We start from the raw sequence: 19,778 nt of genomic DNA, 5'->3' as shown, positions 1-19,778 counted from the left end.
TTCACCAGTTGCTTATTCCGCTAACCAATCTCCAACAATCATTTGAGCAACGGCTGCCAGCTCTCGAATGGAAATTTCACCTTGCCCGAACAAGTCCGCTTTTTCAATGACGCTCCAGTTCGCATCTGTTGATTTCAAACCGTAATACTTGGCGATAAGCGATAGATCGTTAATTGTTACTTTGGTTTGACCTTGTACAAGTGTAATAAGCTGTGCGGCAAAAATCCCATCTGCCGTTAGAAGCGAAGCTGCTGATGCATCCACTTCAGCTTGAGATGCTCCTACTTTGACGTTCACAATCATCGCCAATTCCAGAGATGATTGAAGGGCCTCAATCGCCTGCGCTGGATACTGGCCAATCTTTGTCCCGGCGACAGCTTTATTTAATTTGGCCTGCACAAGTTGAATCCGTCCGTTTAAGACCGATTTATCAGCCGGATTTGGCTGTACAGCATGCACACTGCTTTGGAATGCTGTAACTGCCCTATTCAGATCTATCAATGCGGCTTCTACATCGTCTTGCGTCGCCAAGCTGTTGCCACTAACATTTACAGCGTTTTGAATCGCTAATTGGAATGCGCTCTTGGCCGCAGCCGGATATTGGCCTGGCGATGAGCCTACCACAGCATCCTCCAATAATTGCTGTGCATGCTGTATTGCGGCCTGCAGTACTTCTTTATCCGCCGTAATTAGAATAATCAACGATGCTTCGGAAGTATCCAATAAAGTGGAGGCGCCATCTTTCGATACTTCAGCACTTAATACGTTTACACTCACTGATTCAGGCGGAGCCGCTTTTACAAGTCCGTGTAAGATAATGAGATTATCCGAACCGGCGATCATAATCTCAGAGTTCGTATTCGCTACAAGAAGCAATATTTCTCCCTCTTCCGGCTTCACTCCGGTACCTATGACTTGTATGCCTTCTTCTGAGGTTGTCACTGCACCATCCTCAAGAACCAGCTGCCCTTGCTCGTTCTCCATCGTTGCGATTTCCAGAGTAGCTGGGTCGTAATGGAGAACGATCTGAGCGGTTGTAAAGCCCTCCTCGACCCCATGAACCCCGATGTTCAGTTGAACGGAAGAGCTTGCGCGAGCCTCCGCCGGGCCGCTTAATGTTGCCTTAGGGTTACCTTCAGGCTGAGTATACTCGGTTACGGTAATCAACCATGAAGCAATGGTCTCTGCGCCATGAGCATCGGTTGCTTTGAACTCAAGCGTATAGGTTCCTTGCGTTTCCGGAGTCCAACTGAATACGCCGGTCGCTGCGTCCCATTCTGCCCCCTCCGGAAGATTAACCCCCTCCAAGGAAACGAAATCTCCATCCTCATCTATAGCTGTTATGGTTTGTGTTACTGTTTCCCCGAGATGAATCGATACAGGAGAAAGCTCTGCTATAAGGGGAGCGTTATTCGGCAATTCATTCGCCTTATTATAAAATTGCAGCTCAGCTACATTGGCATTTCCTTTCGGCGTATAGTATCGCAGATAACGATAGGCTTCATTGTTGTTAATGGGAACGAAATGCCACTTGGCTGCGGTAATGCCGTTAATCGTATACAAATCGACAAATGTCACTCCATCATCCGAGCCTTGAACAACCGCTCCATTCATTCGGTTAACGTTAGCGCTTCTAGGATAAAACATGACTCCGCCGACGATTTGCTCATTGCCTGCACCCAAATCAATGAGAATCCAAGCGGGGTTGGTAATCGCATCAGGGGAGGTAGCTGTCTTGCCGTCAAATGCCAGCCAGCCATTCTCCTCCGGCGTCCCCGTTCCCGGCCAAAGATTGGTATTGGCTTTGACCATGGTGGCATCGATGGTTAGAAGCGCAAGTGTTTCTACGGCAGCGGCTTCGCTCTGAAATGACTCGCCGGCATAACCTCCAGCTGACACCCTGTAGAAATAAGTTTCGGGTTGCAAATTCGAATCCGTCCACTTGGTTGCCGTTGTTTCGCTTACTTTAGTGAAGGCGCCAGTTGTACCCGCTTTGCGATAAATCGCATAATAGCTTGCACCCTGGACTGCCGTCCACTGAAGGTCGACACTGTTTGGTGCTGACAATGACGCAGTAAGATTGTCGGGAGCAGGAAGCGTTCCCTCGATCACAGTAATCAACCAGGATTTTGTAGATTCTGCACCTCTAGCATCGGTTGCTTTGAAGTGCAGTGTATATGTCCCTGCCGTTTCTGGCGTCCAGCTGAATTCACCTGTAGAAGCATGCCATTGCGCACCGTCTGGAAGATCGGCTGCCTCCAATGAAATCGCGTCGCCATCCTCATCATGAGCTGAAATGGTTTGTGCAACGGTCTCTCCGGAATGAATAGTTAGAGGAGAAAGGTCTGCTATAATGGGTGCACTATTTTCCATTGCATCTTTGTAAAATTGCAACTCCGCTACATTGGCGTTTCCATTCGGTGTGTAGTATCGCATATACCGATAGGCATGATTGTTTTCAAAGCTGACAAACTGCCACTTGGTTTCAGTGATACCGTTAATCGTATATAAATCGACGAATGTCGCGCCGTCATCCGAGCCTTGTATAACCGCTCCGTTCATGCGGCTGACATTCGTGCTTCTAGGATAAAATTTCAATCCGCGGATCGTCTTTGCATGTCCCGCACCGAAATCAATGAGTATCCAGGCCGGATTGGTAATCGCATCCGGTGATGTTGCCGTATTTCCGTCAAATGCCAACCATCCATTTCCCTCAGGCGTCCCCGTTCCCGGCCAAAGATTGGTATTGGCTTTGACCATGGAAGCTTTTACCGAAACAGAAGCTAGCGTCGTTACGGAAGCCTCTCCACTCAGAGGTGATTCGCCAGCATTACTTCCAGCTGACACCTTATAATAATAGGTTCCTATAGGCAGGTTCGAATCCGTCAACCTCGTTGACGTTGTTTCATTTACTTTTGTATATGTGCCGTTAACACCCTCTTTGCGATAAATGGCATAGTAACTTGCCCCATTGACGATTGTCCACTGAATATCAATACTGTCCGGGCCCGACAATGAAGCCGCAAGATTATCCGGAGCATGGAACTCTTCTTCCGGATAGATCCGAAGCTTGTATGGTTTGTCTACATAGTTGTCCGTATCATCTAAAGCGAAGATATGAAAATCATATTCGCCGGCAGCCAATCCTTCAGTCTTCATCGTAAGCGTCCCGCTGTTCTCCGCAGTAAAGTCAGACTCCATAAAACTTGGATTGTCGCTTGTTAAAGTTACGCTGATGGAATCCGGATCTTCAACGGAAGCTAGGAGCGTAAAATCCTCTCCATTCTCATAGGCGTCTACGGTTTGAAGCTCCAGTCCTTGTTCGGATATCAGCTTGATCACAGGCGGGGCTTCGGCAGGATCAAGAGCATAGTTGTCTAATCGCAGCTTCGTTTCTTGATCATCTGCGCTTATGGAAAGAAATACGCTTTTTAAATTTGTTGGATAATGATCCGGATTCACGTATTTATTTGAGATGTTCGTGCTTACTTTTATCCACTCACCCTTCGTATCTGGAATCGAAATTGAAGCGAACGGGGTCGTTGATCGATCTCTTTGCAGATGAAGGTCGGCTTTGCCGTTAGACTTCACCGTAAACGACACGATGCTGTCCTTCGTCCGATCAACCTGCAATGCGCCTTTACTCAAATATATGATGCTGCCGTCAGCGGCTTCTACATACGCTCTTTGCGCTTCAGTACCAACATTAAATTCACCCTCGATAGAGATAGTCTGATCTTCGATTTGCATCGCTTTGCTTGTCGTCGCCGTTTCTTCCGTAACCAAGCGGTTTCGTTCCAGGTTGCGGTACGTTTTCAATATCATTGGCGAAGAACCTTCATATTTCAACTTGATATCATGAATGCCTGCGATCTTAGCGATGTCCGCAATGGGTATTTCCGATGTGAATTTTACAAGAGAACCGTTGGTATTGATTAAATTATAGGTGGTAACCAGCTGTTCATCGCTATAAAGCAATATTTTTCCATTTGAATCCGAGGTAATTGCCGTAAATTCTGCATGATTGTTACCGCTGTCAAAATTCATCTTGTTAAAGGATACGGAACCTCCGTCCTCTAATTCAACACCGATCTCATTTGCCGTTGCCGGTTCGGTGAGTACGCCGTTCAAAGCCATATTTTCATCACCGGCGTAATAATCCGAAAATGCAAACCAGTCGAACGCGATCTGATAGGAAAGCCAGTTCGTACTCCCATAGTATTTGAAGGCAATCATATGATTGCCCGATAGCGGCCTGTTCAGCTTCCCGGAAACAGTCGCATACGTCGTCCACCATCCCGTGTTCGGCACTTGCAGGGTGGTTAAAACTTCTCCCTTCGCCAGATCGTCAGCCGTCACGTTGGTACGGTCAATGCCAGCTACATTGTCCAGAAGAATAACATCGACTTTCGTGCCAGCGCTGGAGTTGCTTGCAGCGCGAATCGTTATGTTGTTGTAACTGTCGGTCAAATTAAGATCATACCAAGTGTATTGATTCTCGTAACGAACGTCATATAAGACCGATCGCATACCATCCTGATCTTGAAAAATGTTGGTACTTGTCGTTGGGCTTCTTCCGATGAAATCAAACGCTTGCATTCGATTATAGGATGCTTTGACCTCGGAATAAGTAGGCTGGCTAAGCGGCATTGGAGGTCCAATCACGGTACCGGTAGACAAATCCTCTGTGCCTTGCAGCAGGATATAGGAAGGAAAAGCTCCCAGCCCGCCTAATTTCTCCATGGCTTGATGAAGATATTTGATTCGTTCATCGCTTGGATCTAAGGGATGATCGACGTGGTGAGTATAGTAGCCATAAGTCAGCTCTGACGCGTAACCCAAGCCTCTTCCATTATCACTTACTGTAACCGCGTAGTTGCCAGCAGGGTCACCGATTACGGCATTGCTGATATTAACCGGCGTGTAGAGAATGTCGTAGCCCAGATTATATTGGGCCAATACGTTTGCCCCTGCAAGAATACGGTCATCCAGAAATTCAAATATACCTACTCCGTTAGAGGCGTCGGTTATTTCACCGAATGTCGGCGATGCCGGATCAGGATTAACCTTTGTGCCCTGTAATTCTGCCATATAAGCAATCATGGACAGCGTAGAAGTGTTGCCTGACGCATGTCCCATATCGCGGAACATTTCTACCAACTGAACGTGAGGCTCAACTGGCTCACCTGTTCTTTCATTTTGCGTTACATATCTGATTTGATGATAAATATCTCCCGATTGTCCTTTATATGTTGCAGTTTTATTCGTCGTAGCCCATTCAACCGATTCTTGATACCAGGCATTATTATCCGAAAATATCGCTGCCATCGTATATGCAAGAGTGATGATGCCATGCTGATTCATCCATCTGCCGTTGTTATGATAGAAATTACCGTCATAAAAAGCCATTAAGAAGTTATGATTGAAGTTGGCGGTGTCCTGCTCCGTCCATCCCCATTCACCCTCACAGACAGTATACCGCAGCAGTTCTGCTGCTCTTATCATATTTGACAAGGCATCTCCGATACTAATATGCGAATCAGTAAAGCCCTTAGGATTAGTCGGATCAATTTGGGACCATAATCGAATGATTTGCATCGCTTTTTCGCGGTAGCGTATATCCCCTGTCGCTGTCCAAATGACTGCATCGGTGAAGGCAGCCTCAGCATCGACTTTCGCCTCTTTGGCTTTCGCATCGTTATCAATCTTCGTATAAGCCGGTTTAGATGGATCGATTTTACTTTGATTCCGGATATCGTAGTCAAGCGAGCCGCTCGAGCTGTTGCGGAACGACTCAAAAGCACTGGCCCAAGGCTCAGCGCCTATCGCTATCTTTTGCTGCATTAATTGCAAAGTATCTGTGCTGAAACCTATTGAAGGATGTACAAAGCCCGCTTCACTAACTGTTTCCTGAATGACTGGCTGCGAGACAATTGCCGAACTGCTGGTTTGCTCTATGGATGCGGAGTCGGCTGACGCCCTAACAGGCATTTGAAATAAGGAAGCCATCAAGCTTGTAACTAGTGTCACAGCAATCAGGCTAGACCACTTGATCTTGCGTTTTAACATCTCATAACCTCCTAATAAATCGTAATTTTCTAGAAACCGCCCTACGATGTAAGCGCTTTAATAAAACAATGTTATTGCTTCTTCTCCTCGTTGTCTGCCTCCCTTCTCACTTGAATCGTCTTTCTTATGCATTGTATAGCAGCGTCTTTGTCATAAAAACCGAAATTCCTATTGAATGAATAGGCAATTACGACTTTATTATTGCATAAGGTTGTTCTGTGCTCACATATGCTGTTAATCGGAAAATCCGCACCAAAAAAGGCATCAGGAATTTTGATGCCTTTCCATGTCAATGGCCTCCACTGAATCAATCCGCTTATCTAGACTACCTCTGTTCTGCCTACGACTTGTAACACTTAAAACACATGTAAGACTCCTGACTGAGCGGGTTGGTAGATAGCTTGAATGCAGCGAAGATTGAACAGCGCCTGTTCATTGACGATAGCAGGCCCATTACCTTGATTCAGATGAGTTACAGACCAGCGAACTGGATTGTCTAATGGACTGAAATTGTCTTGTTCATCTATGAAATAAATGGATCCAAACATACATATCGCATTCTAATGTTGAGGGAAACTGACAGTATCGTAGCACCGCAAGCTATCAAGGCAGTCACTTGAGGAAACCACCAGCATAGTGCTGCCCTGTAGAATTTTCAGGCCGCAGCCGAAAGGGAAATGCGGTGTTTGGACAACGTTATCAATATAGCGATAGCCGACATATACGTTCTTGTGGTAGCTATTATCGTCAATGTTACCGAAATCTCCGATCAGGGAATAATCTTCCCAGGCGAACCAGTGGAGATCAAATTAACGACCGACCTATTATCCTTCCAAATTCCGATTATGCTGGTGGAGAGCGTCTCACGAAGAAGCCTCATTGAAGAGGAGTAACAGTTAATATTACAATTGCCATAAGAAAATACGCCACCTCAGCAGGGTGGCGTCACACGATCACTTCTTCGCCTTATAAAACTCATGATACAGCTTCATCAGAGCCCTCTTCTCAATACGCGACACATAGCTGCGCGAGATGCCAAGCTCCTTCGCGATCTCCCGCTGTGTCCGCTCGTCGCCGCCGTGGATAAGGCCGAAGCGGCCGATGACGACTTCTTTCTCTCGATCATCCAATATATCGAGATTTTTGTATATTTTCGACTTCTCGATCTTCAGTTGCACTTTATCCGCCACATCGTCGGCTTCCGTGCCGAGGATGTCGATGAGCGTAATTTCATTGCCTTCCTTGTCCGTACCGATCGGATCGTGGAGAGATACGTCCTTGCGTGTCTTCTTAAGTGACCTTAAGTGCATAAGTATTTCGTTCTCGATACAACGAGCCGCGAACGTCGCCAGCTTCGTGCCTTTGCCGGTCTGGAAGCTCTCAATCGCTTTAATGAGGCCAATTGTCCCAATACTAATTAAGTCCTCTAGATCCTCCCCGGTGTTATCGAATTTTTTTACTATGTGGGCTACGAGTCGCAGGTTGTGCTCGATAAGCAAGTTACGCGACCTTGCATTTCCTTCAGCCATCAGTTGCAAATGCTTTGTTTCTTCTTCCTCCTGAAGCGGTTGAGGAAAAGCGTTATTTTTCACATAAGACACAAGCAGCGACAACTGCTTAATGAACAACGCAATAGCAGCGAACAAACCCATAATACGTACACCCCCATGCTGTATTGGCAAGGTCGAGGCTGCTGCCTCCCCTAGCAAGAACGTCAGTTGTACATTGTATGTGGGCTGGGGCCTATGCGTGCATGTACTTCATTCGATTTTTTATTTCATGATTCGAGCTGTCGCAAGCAGCAATGCAGAGTTTGACTTTCAAGTCTTGCCCGAACAAGCGGAGAATATGGAATTAGTCATGTTATCCCTTTTGAGTGGAAATCGTCCAATCAAAAGGCCACCTGCAGACCGTACAAGTACTTTTAATTGGAAAACATACAGCCTAATTTGCCCAATATGCTCATTTCCAACAATATCCTATCATTTGCCTGTATGAAATCCATTCAAACTTCTTTTTCGATCTCATCTGGCTCATTAGCCTGTATGAAATCCACTCACCAGTCTGATTTCCGCAGCAGCAGTAGCTCTAAACTAATCTTCGGCAGTGAAAGACAAGAATGATAAAAACAAATCTCCAACCGGTGCACCTCGGGGATGTACAACCACGTGTAAAAAAGACCGCATGGCGCTCAAGCCCCATGCGGTCTTCTCGTATACCTATCTATTCTACAATTGGCTTCATCGTACGCAACATGCCGTAAATACCGTTAACCTGCTCATCCGGCACGAACTTGAACTCCGCTTGGCTCTTGCCGCCGATCAGCTCGGCCGGAATCGGATAATGCTTCGTTTCGAATACGCGACGCCACCATTCCGGTCCGGATCTCTCGCTGACGAACAATTGATCGTCCACGTAGATGTTCATGACGCGATCGCGGTTCATCGCGAAGTACATCACTTGCAGTACATTGTCGCCGGCCGGATCAACGTTCAGCTTATAGCTGAACCAACCGCCGCCATGCGCCAGCCTGCCGTTCTGACCATCCCATGCGCCGCTGAACGTCTCTTCGCCTTTGATCCCATGCTGCAGTTCATATTGATCGTTGCCGACTTGAACGCTATCAATTGTAGCATCCTTCACGAGCTGCTCCCATCTGCCCTTCTCCAAATGCTCATTCAGCTCATCCGAGCCTTCCTCGACGATGTTCCAGTAGATGCCGTAACGTTCATGATGCTGCTTGTAATGAGGGGTGAACAACAACCGCTCGTCCTCATCGGTATTCCGAAGCCTGAAGCTCAAGGAATCGCCCTCTTGGACGACATGCTGCTCGGCTCCTTCAATCCACTCCTCGGCTGTCATGCCGGTCGGGATAATAAAGTCTTTGACAAGCATTCGGCGAGTAGGAACGCGAACCATAATGCCTGTCGAAGCTTGCGTCATATCCTCCGTTCCAAGCGCTGCGCTTAGGACGACCGGACCATACCCAAAACCGACGACATTCCGGTTATCCGGCAAGCGCGAGACGATTATCTTCATCGGAAGCGTCAGCGCAAGCTCATCGCCGTCACTCCACGCCCGGTCTACAGCGATAAAGCCATCCACGGCTTCAGCCGCAATCGCAACTCCATTCAGCTTAACGGCGACTTCGCCTCTCACCCAATAAGGAACGCGGAAGCTCAGCTTGAGCGGCTTCACTTGTCCGTCTTCGATTGCCACCGCAAACGTCGTTTGATCGCTCTCCGGAATGCTCGAATTTTGCGTAATTTGTACGCCTTGCTCGCTCCACTGCAGCGTCGAACTTACATATTGATTGACGAACAGCTCGTTGCCTTTATGGAAGTAGAGGCTGTCGTTCAGCTTCGTGAAGCTCTCCATCCCCGTGCCGGTACAGCACCAGAAATGGTTGAACGGCGAGCTGTATATTTTAAAATAACCCGTCGCCATCGGCTGGAAATACATCGTCATGCCGGTTTCCGGATTTTGCGAGGAGAGGATCGCATTCACATAGTTCGTTTCGTAGAAGTCCGCATACTTCCGGTCTTTGGTCAGCTTGAACAGCTCGCGGGTCAGCTTCAGCATATTGTAGCTGTTGCATGTCTCGCAAGTAATATCGGAACGTCTGCTGTTCAGCGTGTTCGGTTCTCCGAAGTGCTCGGACTCGCTGTTTCCGCCGGTCATATAGCTATGGTTGTATACGACGATATCCCAGAACTTTTTCGCCGCCTCGAGATAGAAGCTCTCGCTCTCGCCAACCGCCAAGTAACGGTTCAGCGCGCCTAGAAACTTCGGAATCGTCGTGTTGGCGTGCTTGCCTCTAAGAATATCGTTACCCTGCGCGGTCGCTTCGAACAACGGCAGTTCGTCGAACTTATGCGCCGCGTCCAGATGCTTCGCGTCGCCCGTAATTTTGTACAGCTCATATAGACAATCGTTCATTCCGCCGTATTCTACCGCAAGTACGATCGCTTGCAATTCATCCGACCAACGCGACGTACGCGAAGCCACCCAATCGCCTAAGCGTACGACGGTATCCAAAGCAACCTTCGATCCGGCAGCATGATAGACGGAGATCAAGCCTGCGATGATCTTATGCATCGTATACCAAGGCACCCACGCCGGCTGCTTATTCTCTACATTGTCGATCAGCGTCTCGGGAAACGCCGACAAGTACCCGCTCTCGAATTGGCACTGCGCCAACTCGGACGCCAAGTAATCAAGCTTCTCCAGCAACACCGGATCTTTCGTATTTGTGTAAGCCTGCGATAACGCCGTTAAGTAATGGCCAAGCGTATGCCCTCGAATCTCTGTATTTTCCCAGCCCGGATAAATCTCGGCTTTTGGCTCAAGTCCCCGATTGGTCCGAAAACCGGCAAGCAGACGGTCGATGTTGTAGCTCTGCAAATATTCAAGCTCTTTCGCAAAAGCATTGACGTGATAGGGTCCCGTCAGCACCACCTTATCCATTCCGAAATCGAGCAAATCGCCTCGTTTCAGCGTCGCTTCTTGTATCGTCATCTTGCTTCCACCTTTCTTCTACCGTTAATAGAGCGCTATCAAATCTATTTACAGATTAGCGTTATACGGAGGTTAGCATAAGTGGCGAAACGTTCGAATTCGTGTAAAAAAGTCAGATTTTTATTCTCGTTGCAGCTCTACTAAAAAACGATACTTTATCGGGTTGTTATTGCGTTAACCGCCTGCTATCCTATTAACAATATGCCTTTCGACGTGTGAAAAGGTTAGATGAGGAAGGTGTAGTCAGAATGCTCGGATATAGGCTTAACGTCGAAAAACCGCTTGCCCTGAAGATGACGGGCAAGTTCGTCTCGCCTTCTCCCGACTGGACGCATATGAGCAGGCTGCTGTTGGATTACGAATTGTTCGTTCAGACGAAGGGGCAATTATTTATAGCCGATGAAGAGGAGCAGCATGCGCTGCAGGAAGGCGACTTTCTTCTTATGCCGCCCCGCGCCAAGCAATTTGGCTATCAGAAGTCGGATTGCAGTTTTTATTGGCTGCATTTTACCGTAGACGACCACTTAACGGACAGCTGCGAGATCGAGTCCTATGTTCCACAAGAGGGGAGCATTGTCATCCCTCGCAAAGGTACGTTGAGTAATGACAAAATCGTCGTACTGATGAAGCAGCTGCAAGATTCCGTGCGAAGCTATCAGGATCCGACGCTGAATAACTATTTGACGACGAGCATCTTATGCGAACTGTATAACCAAGCCTACTTGTCCAAAAACGCGCCGAACAAAAAGCTGAAGCAGCTTCAGCTCTATAATGACATCGTTGATTATATGGCGTGGAATCGTTTCGAGCAGTTGAAGGTGTCGCAGATCGCCGATCATTTTGGCTATAACGCCAAATATTTGTCGCATCTGTTCTCGACGATTGCCGGCGTATCGCTCAAGCAGTTCATCATGCAGCAGAAGATCGAAGCCGCTTCGTTCCTTCTCACGGACACGAACCAAACGGTCAACGAAATCGCGCTGCAGCTCGGCTACCATGACAGCCAGCATTTCATGAAGTCGTTCAAGCAAATGACGAATCTGACGCCGACGGAGTTCCGCAACGCCTCGGCGAATCGGTTGCTTTACTATAGATAGTTGTAATCCCGCTCGTATGAATGGAATGATCTAACATGGCTAATTCACTCGCAAACGAGTATGATCGTAATTGCGTTTCCAAAAACAGCAAGAGTCAGTTACAGCAGCGATAAGGTGGTATCCGCAGTGGGATTTTTAGCATTATCATATTGGCGTAAATTAATAGGAGGTTATCCTAAGGACGCGATCTCGTTCATAGCGGCAAGCTTGGCGAACGCGATCGGCAGCTCTATTCTATGGCCGTTGACGACGCTGTACGTGCATCAAGTATTGGGCAGATCTTATGCCGATGCGGGATTGGTGCTGTTATTCCAAGCGCTCGCAGGCGTCATCGGGCAGCTCGTTGGCGGAGCCCTGTATCATAAATTCGGACCGAAAAATTTAATCGTAACGTCGATGGTCATTTCCGGTTTATTAATCGAACTGGTCGTTTTTACGAGAGATTACTGGATATACGTGGCGATGACCAGCATCTACGGATTAATGAACGGGGTAGCTGCGCCTGCGATCAACGCCTATATCGGCTTTCGCTGGCCGGACCATCGGCGGAAGCTGTATAACGCCATCTACGTAGGCAACAATATCGGACTGGCCGTCGGCGCTTCGGTCGGCGGACTCATCGCGGCGATCTCCTTTTCGATGACCTATGTCGTTACGGCATTGTCGACGGTCGCCTTCGGCGTCTTCCTTCTCTTATTCATGCAAACCGAACGCCGCTCCACGGCTAACGACTTGACGATGAAGACGTCAAGATCGGCTGCAAGCTCCTCTATCGCGGGAATGGAGGAAGATCTGCCGCTGCTCAAGAAGCTGATGAATGTCCGTATCTATTTATTTCTGGGCATCGGTCAAATGCTGTTTTTCGTCTCGATTATGATATGGAATAGCGGCATCGCGCCTTATCTGAGCGACGGCGGTTACCCGCTATCGATGTACAGCCTGCTATGGACGACTAACGGAATCATCATATTCGCCGGGCAGCCGATTACCAATTGGATCAAGAGGAGACTTGCCGGTTCGCTTCGCATGGAGATCGTGGCAAGCTCCGTTATTTGCACGGCAGGTTACTTATTCATCGCCCTATTCCATGACTACTATATATGTTTGGTGATCGGCATGATCGTATGTACGCTGGGAGAGATGCTGCTCCTTCCGGTCATCCCGACCTTCTTCTCCGAAAATGCCGGCAAAAGCGCGCCTTTCTACATGGGCATTGTCGGCGGCTTCGGCAGCGCCGGCCGTATGATCGCGCCAACGATCTACGGTACGATATACGATCAGACCGGCATTTCGCTCGTCTTGTATTTGGGCATGGCAGCTTCCCTCCTATCTTTCGTTGTGTTCGTCGTCCATGCGTACTTGCATAAATCCTCATAATTTTGCCCCAAATAAAGCCGCATGAAGCTTTCACTTCCATGCGGCTTCTCAATTAAGCAAATTAATATAACGGGAACTTCTGGCGAAGGTCTTCCCGGTGAAGGACGTTCGAGTCCTCGCGGATATAGTGGCAGACGTACGAGCGGCGCCAGCGGTCCTTGCTCCGGTTCTTGTTCGAGGAGTGGATCAGCAATTCGCTGAAGAACAAGATATCGCCTTTCTCCATCTCGACCGGAATTTGTCTCGACGTGTCCACGCCTTCCGTTTCCTCCGTCCAATGCTCATGCTCCTCGATATTTTTCACCGCGCCGTGCGGCAGCAGCCCAAGCTTGTGCGTTCCAGGCATCACCCATAGGCAGCCGTTCTCGATATTAACGACTTCCTCCATCGCTGTCCATGCCGCAATCATGGTCATTGGATCATTCTTGATGTAATAATAGTCCTGATGCGCGGCTTGCCCCGGCGAGCCCGGCTCTTTGTAGAAGTACATACTTTGGACGCATACGGCCTCCTTGCCCATTAGCTGTGCGAGCGCTCCGCGCACGATGGCGTTCTTCATCAGTTGTCTGGAGAAGCTGTCATGCTTATGCGGATTAAACAATCGCAGCGAATATTTCTTCGCTTCGTCGCAGGCCGCCCACTCCGGCATCGGACTCTGATTTCGAATATCGTAGATGTGTCCGTTAAAGGCATCGATTAAATCATCCGACATTCCCTTCTTATACAGAAAGTACCCCTGCTCTCTGAAAAACTCAACCTGCTCCTCCGTGAGTGGCTTAAGCGGTGGTGTGAAAGTAATATTCATCCTTGCTTATCCCCTTTGCTATTTATTGGATTGCCATTTACTATACTCAAAGCATACGCTTACAGACCTGTTCCAACAATGGCTGTAATTTGCTAAAATGTATCTGTAGTTGATAATCCAGCAATTTCATCAAGGCGGTGACGTATTGGCTAACGCTGTATCCTTTGACGATATAACCTCCGTTACTTCCGGTTCGATCGTCTATCCGCGGGGAGGCCGATTCGGTCCGCGTATTCAACAGGACATTCAGCTCGTCATGTTATATACAGGCGAGATGACGGTCACGATCGACGGCCGCGAGCTTCATGTACAGCCCGGACACACGGTGCTGTTGAAGCCCGGTCACGTAGAGTCGTTCACTTTCTCGCGCACGGAGGAAACCTGGCACCGCTGGGTTGCCGTACATGTGCCCGAATTGGCGGCAGCCGCGCGGGAGGAGCTGTGCGCACTGCCCGAATATTTGCCTCTGACGGAGGAGATGAACCGGCTCACTGACCTGATCTTGAACGTTCAACGCCAATCGGCGCATACAGCCCCGCTCCTGCGAAGCTTAGGTCACGCCGCTCTTCATCTGTACCCGAATGAATCCACGAGAGCGCTGCTTCAGAAGGAAAAGCATCCTGCCGTATACGCCGCGCTGGAATGGATACACGAGCATCATAACGACGACGTATCGCTCAAAGCCATCGCGGATCATGCCGGCGTATCGGCGGAGCATCTCGTTCGCTTGTTCAAGCAGTTCGAACAGACGACGCCTATTCATTATTTATGGCAATACCGCATTGAACGCGCGGTAGAACTGTTGACGAATACCGGTCTTAACGTAACCGAAATCGCCCATCGCTGCGGCTTCAAAACCTCGCATCATCTCGCGCGGCTCATGAAGCAATCGACGGGGAAAACAGCCTCCGAGATTCGCCGGCTCTCGTGGGGCAGCCTTCGCAAAGCATAGCAACACAAAGAGGGCAACCGCTATTCACAGCGGCTGCCCTCTTTGATCGTTGAACTTATACTGCCGCCATACCATGGCAATAGCGCTTAAAGTCGCAGCGCCCGCACGCAGCCAAATGAGATTTCGCCACGTCGAATTGCTTCGACTCGATACGTTGAATCGTCTCCGCCATCTCGGCCATTGCCGATTGCAGCTCGCTCTCCTCGCGCGCGAACGATACGACTTGCTCGCCATCCGCCTCCCCCGTATAGAACAACCGCATCGCCTCTGCCCGCAAGCCGGTCCGGTTCTCCCACAGGGCAGCGTACAGCAGCAATTGCTTCTTGTACCGCGACTGCTCTTCATCGTTTCTCGGTTTGCGTCCCGTCTTGAAGTCGATGATTTCGTAGCGGCCGTCACGCTCTAGAACCGCGTCCAGCTTACCGTTCATCAAATAATCACCGACAAAGGACGATACGGCAAGCTCCGAGGACACGACGCCAAGCTCATTCAGCCTCACATATTGCAAGTAGCTGGACGTATGCTCATAGGCTATACGTTTCATTTCCACAGGAGCTTCCAGTCCAGTCTGCGTCAGCGCGGCGTAATGCTTTTCGATCCATGCCTCAAGCTGCTGCTCCGTTACGCGCGTGCCTGTTTGCATCGTCTGGTGCATGTCCTCAATGGCAAAGTGAACGAGCGTGCCTAGCAATGCCGGAGCGCCCGCCGCCGATTCGAAGCCGAATACGCGTCGCAGCAAGTAGTAGCGCGGACAATTATTATACAGCGCAACATCCGTTGTATACGCATAACTTTGCTGCAATACAATGGGCTTAACCGGCGTCGCCTTAAGCTCATCCAAATAAACGTTCGGATCGCGCCAGCTTCGCAGCCGCCTGTACAAAGGTTCGATATACTCCGATGGCAACTGGCCTCTGCCGCGATAATCGGGTCCTTGCTCGTTGCCGGTAAGCACAAGCAGCTCCTGGGCGCGGGAGAAAGCCGTATAGAACAGACGATAGAAGTCATATTCGCTCGTCTGGGCGAGTGGCTCGAACGGCTGTCTCGCGTAGTAAGGACGCAGCGTTTCCTCGATCCAATCCGACTGCGAATAATGCGTACTGTCTAACGAGCCTGTCACAATAATCGGAAACTCCAGCCCCTTCGATTGGTGGAAGGTGAAGAATGATACCGATCCGCTAGGCGCATAGTCCGACTCATCCTCGTATTCATCCTGCCCAATCTCCTGTACGTAAGCGATGAAGTCGAAGAAGCTTAACAGCTTGTCCGCCAGCCCAAGTTCCTTCGTATTCGTTTCGTGAAGCTGCTCGAAGCGCAGCAACCATTTGGTCAACGCCGCCATATTGCGCACTTCCCGGCTTTCACTTGCGCTGCCAAGATCCTTGGTCGCAACAAGCTTGTGGAACATCGGAAACTGCAGCAGCTCATAGAACAGATCGAGCAAGCTTTCGGAAGCCGCTGCCCCTTGTTCCACGTCCGCGAATGACTTTTTCATTGCCTTGACCCATACAACGAATTCGATATGCTCTGGCGACAGAGACTCATTCCGAAGCAGCCTCGTGCATGTTCGGATATAAGAAGGCAACTGCCTCTCATCGATGATGGAAGAGAACAATACGGCGAAGGTGCCGATCGCTAGTTGAACTTCCGGACGGTCGAAGTATGCGTTCCGCCTAGGGGCGAAAACGGGAATGCCGCGCTGCTCCAAGTAATCCGTCAGCCGTTTCACTTCCGGGCTGCGCACCGACCGGAACAGGAAGGCGACTTGATTCCAGTCCGTAATAACGCCCCGCTCCATGACATGGTTCAGGAATTGAAGCACTTCCTCATGCCAATGCCGCTCATTGCGAGAGCCCGCCAGCTTAATAACCCGCGACGTCTTGCCGTTATCCGGCTTATCGGGCTTAATCGTCTTCTCCAGCCGATACGAAGTACCGTAACCATCCTTCCAATTGCACAGCTTCATCCATGACGCGAAAAAATTAATAATGCGCGGATGCGAACGGTAATTGACGTCCAGTTCAATGACCTTGCACGCTCCCGGCTCGAAATGTTCCTCGAACCGCACCAAGTTTTGCACCGTTGCGCCCCGGAAACGATAGATCGACTGGTCGTCATCCCCTACGACGCACAGATTGCCATGCTCGCCAGCAAGAAGCAAGATAAGCTTCTCCTGAATTGTATTCGTATCCTGATACTCATCGATCATCATGTATTGAATAGAACCGCTTATTTCCTGAAGCACGGCCGGATGCTCCTGAAGCAGCTTCAGCATCGTCATCTGAATCATGCCGAAGTCAAGCGCGTTCAGCTCGCGCAGAAGCTGCTCATAGAGATGATAGGCTTCTCCGAGCGCTCTAATCGGAACATCGTTCGATGCGATCAACTGCTGCGGATCGAGCATCTCTTCATTCACCTTGTTCAGCCAATAGACGAGACGCTGCGATCGGCTAATCGGCGTCGGGTCCTTGTATGATCCGTCCTTGAGCGTCAAGTAAACCGCATTCTCGATCGCAAGAAAACGGTCCAGATTGCGGTATACCAAATAGTGCAGCTCGAAGTCATCCAACAACCGGAACCCTTTGCGCAAATGCGTAAGCGGCCGATACTTGTCCAGCAGCGTCAGGAAGATCGAGTGAAGCGTGCCGATCAGCAAGTTCTGAACGTTCACAGTCGCCCCCAGCTCCTGTAGACGATGGAGCAGCCGCGACTGAAGCTCGAACGCCGCCTTGCGTGTGAATGTCGAGATCATAATCCGCTCAGGCGGTACTTGCTTATCGATTAACAGATGAGCTACCCGATTGACCAGCGTTCGCGTCTTGCCCGAACCTGGCCCTGCAATCAGCAATAGCGGCCCTTCTGTTGTTAGAACGGCTTCTTGCTGGGATGGATTCATCATAAGCTGCTCCCTTCTAGCGCACGCTTTGCCCGATCTTGACGGCTTGCAGCTTCTGCCTAACGAGCAACAATACTTGCTCCGAGAGGGTTTGAATTCCTTTTTCGACGATCAGCTTCGTAAAGGCGTTGTTTTTGTTAAAATATGCATTAAGCACGAGCTCTTCGCCTAGTGCCAATCCTCTTATTTTCACAACATGCGGATGCTCGGTTACAGCGATCAGCTCATAATCCGCAACGGCATCAACAAGGAGCGGCACGACGGCGTCCTTAACCGCTTGAACCAATGAAGAAGGAGAGTTATCACCGCCGGAGCTGGAATCGGAGCTTTCGCTTGAAACGAAAGTATCCATGATGAGCATCATGATCCGATCGTCAAGATTGCGGACACCGTCCAGCAATTGATAGGAACTGATCGCCAGCTTCGCATTATAATGGACGGAAATACGCTGCTCCGCGTTCTCGGTCCGCACATGCCAGATGAACTGATACGGTTTATATTCGATATTCGAAGGTAGCAGATTATAGTGCCGAAGCTTATCCGCCACCCCCTCGGCAAGCTGCCCTACGGCATCCGAATCGAAACGAATATCCTCCAAGGGCTCGATTGCCGGCGGATAGATGGTGTACAGACTGCTCTTGGCCCGCGTTGTAGCTGTATATGCCCAGCGGAAATATTGCTCGCTTCGCGTCGAGCTGCTGAATCTGTAGTCGACGATGACCGACTTCCATTCGCCGCCTTGGCTCTTGTGGCCTGTAATCGCGTATCCGTATTTCACCTGCAAGGCATTAAAGTACGGATCGGAGCGAAGCATCTCCGAGAACAGCTCTTGCTTCTGCTTCAAATGAGGATTGCGCATACGAAAATCCGCCATTAATGCCCGCTGCTCCAGCTGCGGAATTTCCCGCTCTCCCGAATAAAGCAAATTCTCGTACACCTTTGTCTTCACTTGCAAAGGCTCGCCGTTTAACCCGATCATCGAGACGATTACGGTCCGGAACGACAGCTTAACCTCTTCCTCTTCGCCCTTTAAGCGAATCCTTCGGATCTCAGGGTTCGGGCTGACACGCACGACCTTGATGAAATCGCCATTGAATAGCGGTACGCCATCGACCATCGTATTTTTGACGACCAGCAACTGATCGCCTTGCACAATATCGCTAGGGTTCATGCCCAGTCTGCGGCGAATCGCCCGATTGTACTTGTAGACCGCATCATTCGTCTGAGCGATCAATATAACGCTCTCTTCATCGGCAGGCGACCACCGCGAGCTGAAGACATCAACCGATCGTTCAATCGGAATTTCATGGATATCCTTTTCGTTGCTCTGTATCGTTAACGCGCTGTAGCTTGCGTTCTCAAGCTCGCCCCGAATGCGCATCGAAGCCTGAAGGATGCCGCTGTCCTGTGCTTGCCGATAGACATCGGACAGCTCGAAATGCTCGCAAGCCAGCGCATGCTTATCTGCCAAATAATCGATGGACAATGCCGGCGACATTCGGCTGTTGACGGGAGGGAGCTGCGCATAATCGCCAATAAATATGACCTTCCGCCGCGATCGATCGAGAGCTGCATAAGCCAAGAAGTCCGACAACAGCTTGCCGGAGCCGAACTTCAAATGTTCATTATCGCTGTAGGTATCCGAGACCATCGAAGACTCGTCCACGATATAAACGGTATTCATCGAATCCTCATTGTTTCGGAGGCGGAACAGGAGCTTATATTGTTCCTCTTCCAGCTCGAGAACAGAATGTTTCGGGTCCAATTGATAGACAAGACTATGTATCGTAGATGCCGGTTGATTCGTTTTTTTGCGCAGCACCTTGGCCGCTCTGCCTGTAGGCGCAATATAGCGAAACGGTTGATCTACCGCCTTAAAATATTCGCATAGACGGCTAAGCATGAACGTTTTTCCCGTTCCCGCGTAACCCTTTAATACGAAAGCCTGATTACCGCCGTTAATGAAGCTCTCCAGCTTAACAATCCCTTCCGCCTGACTGCCGGTAAGGGCAGCCCGATCAAAAAAATCGGCTATCCGCATGCTCATAAGCACTCCTCCTCTCT

Annotated in this window: 10 protein-coding genes; 4 read left to right on the top strand and 6 right to left on the bottom strand. The window is 49.5% G+C overall.

What is annotated here, in order from left to right:
• Positions 1–12: 12 nt before the first annotated feature.
• The gene (locus tag AC0YN0_RS03045; RefSeq protein WP_475819934.1) at positions 13–6,069 is read right to left on the bottom strand and encodes a discoidin domain-containing protein; all 6,057 of its coding nucleotides are present in this window, start codon (positions 6,067–6,069) and stop codon (positions 13–15) included.
• A gap of 686 nt (positions 6,070–6,755) precedes the next feature.
• Here AC0YN0_RS03045 and AC0YN0_RS03040 point away from each other — a divergent pair.
• Positions 6,756–6,962 carry a hypothetical protein gene (locus AC0YN0_RS03040; RefSeq protein ID WP_475819933.1) on the top strand — a complete coding sequence of 69 codons (207 nt, stop codon included), beginning with the start codon at positions 6,756–6,758 and terminating at the stop codon, positions 6,960–6,962.
• Between the two features lie 60 nt (positions 6,963–7,022).
• Here the strand turns inward: AC0YN0_RS03040 and sigK are convergent, their stop codons facing one another.
• Together sigK and AC0YN0_RS03030 are read right to left on the bottom strand one after the other, a co-directional pair.
• On the bottom strand, positions 7,023–7,724 hold the full coding sequence (gene sigK / locus AC0YN0_RS03035) for an RNA polymerase sporulation sigma factor SigK (RefSeq protein ID WP_337102614.1): 702 nt from the start codon (positions 7,722–7,724) through the stop codon (positions 7,023–7,025).
• 568 nt (positions 7,725–8,292) lie between these two features.
• Positions 8,293–10,587, bottom strand: a complete 2,295-nt coding sequence (locus AC0YN0_RS03030) for a beta-L-arabinofuranosidase domain-containing protein (RefSeq protein WP_475819932.1) — start codon at positions 10,585–10,587, stop codon at positions 8,293–8,295.
• 248 nt (positions 10,588–10,835) lie between these two features.
• Here AC0YN0_RS03030 and AC0YN0_RS03025 point away from each other — a divergent pair, with 248 nt between their 5' ends.
• Both AC0YN0_RS03025 and AC0YN0_RS03020 read left to right on the top strand, forming a co-directional pair.
• Positions 10,836–11,684, top strand: a complete 849-nt coding sequence (locus tag AC0YN0_RS03025) for an AraC family transcriptional regulator (RefSeq protein WP_475819931.1) — start codon at positions 10,836–10,838, stop codon at positions 11,682–11,684.
• A gap of 126 nt (positions 11,685–11,810) precedes the next feature.
• Positions 11,811–13,061: an MFS transporter gene (locus AC0YN0_RS03020; RefSeq protein ID WP_475819930.1), complete on the top strand. Its 1,251-nt coding sequence runs from the start codon at positions 11,811–11,813 to the stop codon at positions 13,059–13,061.
• A 61-nt stretch (positions 13,062–13,122) separates the two neighbouring features.
• Here AC0YN0_RS03020 and AC0YN0_RS03015 read toward each other — a convergent pair whose 3' ends face one another.
• Positions 13,123–13,866 carry a phytanoyl-CoA dioxygenase family protein gene (locus tag AC0YN0_RS03015; RefSeq protein WP_475819929.1) on the bottom strand — a complete coding sequence of 248 codons (744 nt, stop codon included), beginning with the start codon at positions 13,864–13,866 and terminating at the stop codon, positions 13,123–13,125.
• A gap of 145 nt (positions 13,867–14,011) precedes the next feature.
• Between AC0YN0_RS03015 and AC0YN0_RS03010 the strand changes: the two genes are divergently transcribed.
• Positions 14,012–14,818 (top strand): AraC family transcriptional regulator, encoded by an 807-nt coding sequence (locus tag AC0YN0_RS03010; protein ID WP_475819928.1) that lies wholly within the window; start codon positions 14,012–14,014, stop codon positions 14,816–14,818.
• A 55-nt stretch (positions 14,819–14,873) separates the two neighbouring features.
• Here AC0YN0_RS03010 and AC0YN0_RS03005 read toward each other — a convergent pair whose 3' ends face one another.
• A complete protein-coding gene (locus AC0YN0_RS03005; RefSeq protein ID WP_475819927.1) occupies positions 14,874–17,717 on the bottom strand; it encodes an ATP-dependent helicase in 2,844 nt (947 codons plus the stop codon).
• Between the two features lie 13 nt (positions 17,718–17,730).
• Positions 17,731–19,761: an ATP-dependent DNA helicase gene (locus AC0YN0_RS03000; protein WP_475819926.1), complete on the bottom strand. Its 2,031-nt coding sequence runs from the start codon at positions 19,759–19,761 to the stop codon at positions 17,731–17,733.
• Positions 19,762–19,778: the final 17 nt, after the last annotated feature.

The organism is Paenibacillus sp. J22P218 (assembly GCF_056269195.1).
Note: the sequence above shows the minus strand (reverse complement) of the source record. Positions and strands in the feature narration are given on the sequence as shown.

Coding starts and splice junctions, on each gene's coding strand:
- AC0YN0_RS03025 (WP_475819931.1), top strand. CDS start 10,836: ATGCTCGGATATAGGCTTAACGTCGAAAAACCGCTTGCCCTGAAGATG.
- AC0YN0_RS03000 (WP_475819926.1), bottom strand. CDS start 19,761: ATGAGCATGCGGATAGCCGATTTTTTTGATCGGGCTGCCCTTACCGGC.
- AC0YN0_RS03015 (WP_475819929.1), bottom strand. CDS start 13,866: ATGAATATTACTTTCACACCACCGCTTAAGCCACTCACGGAGGAGCAG.
- AC0YN0_RS03005 (WP_475819927.1), bottom strand. CDS start 17,717: ATGATGAATCCATCCCAGCAAGAAGCCGTTCTAACAACAGAAGGGCCG.
- AC0YN0_RS03045 (WP_475819934.1), bottom strand. CDS start 6,069: ATGTTAAAACGCAAGATCAAGTGGTCTAGCCTGATTGCTGTGACACTA.
- AC0YN0_RS03030 (WP_475819932.1), bottom strand. CDS start 10,587: ATGACGATACAAGAAGCGACGCTGAAACGAGGCGATTTGCTCGATTTC.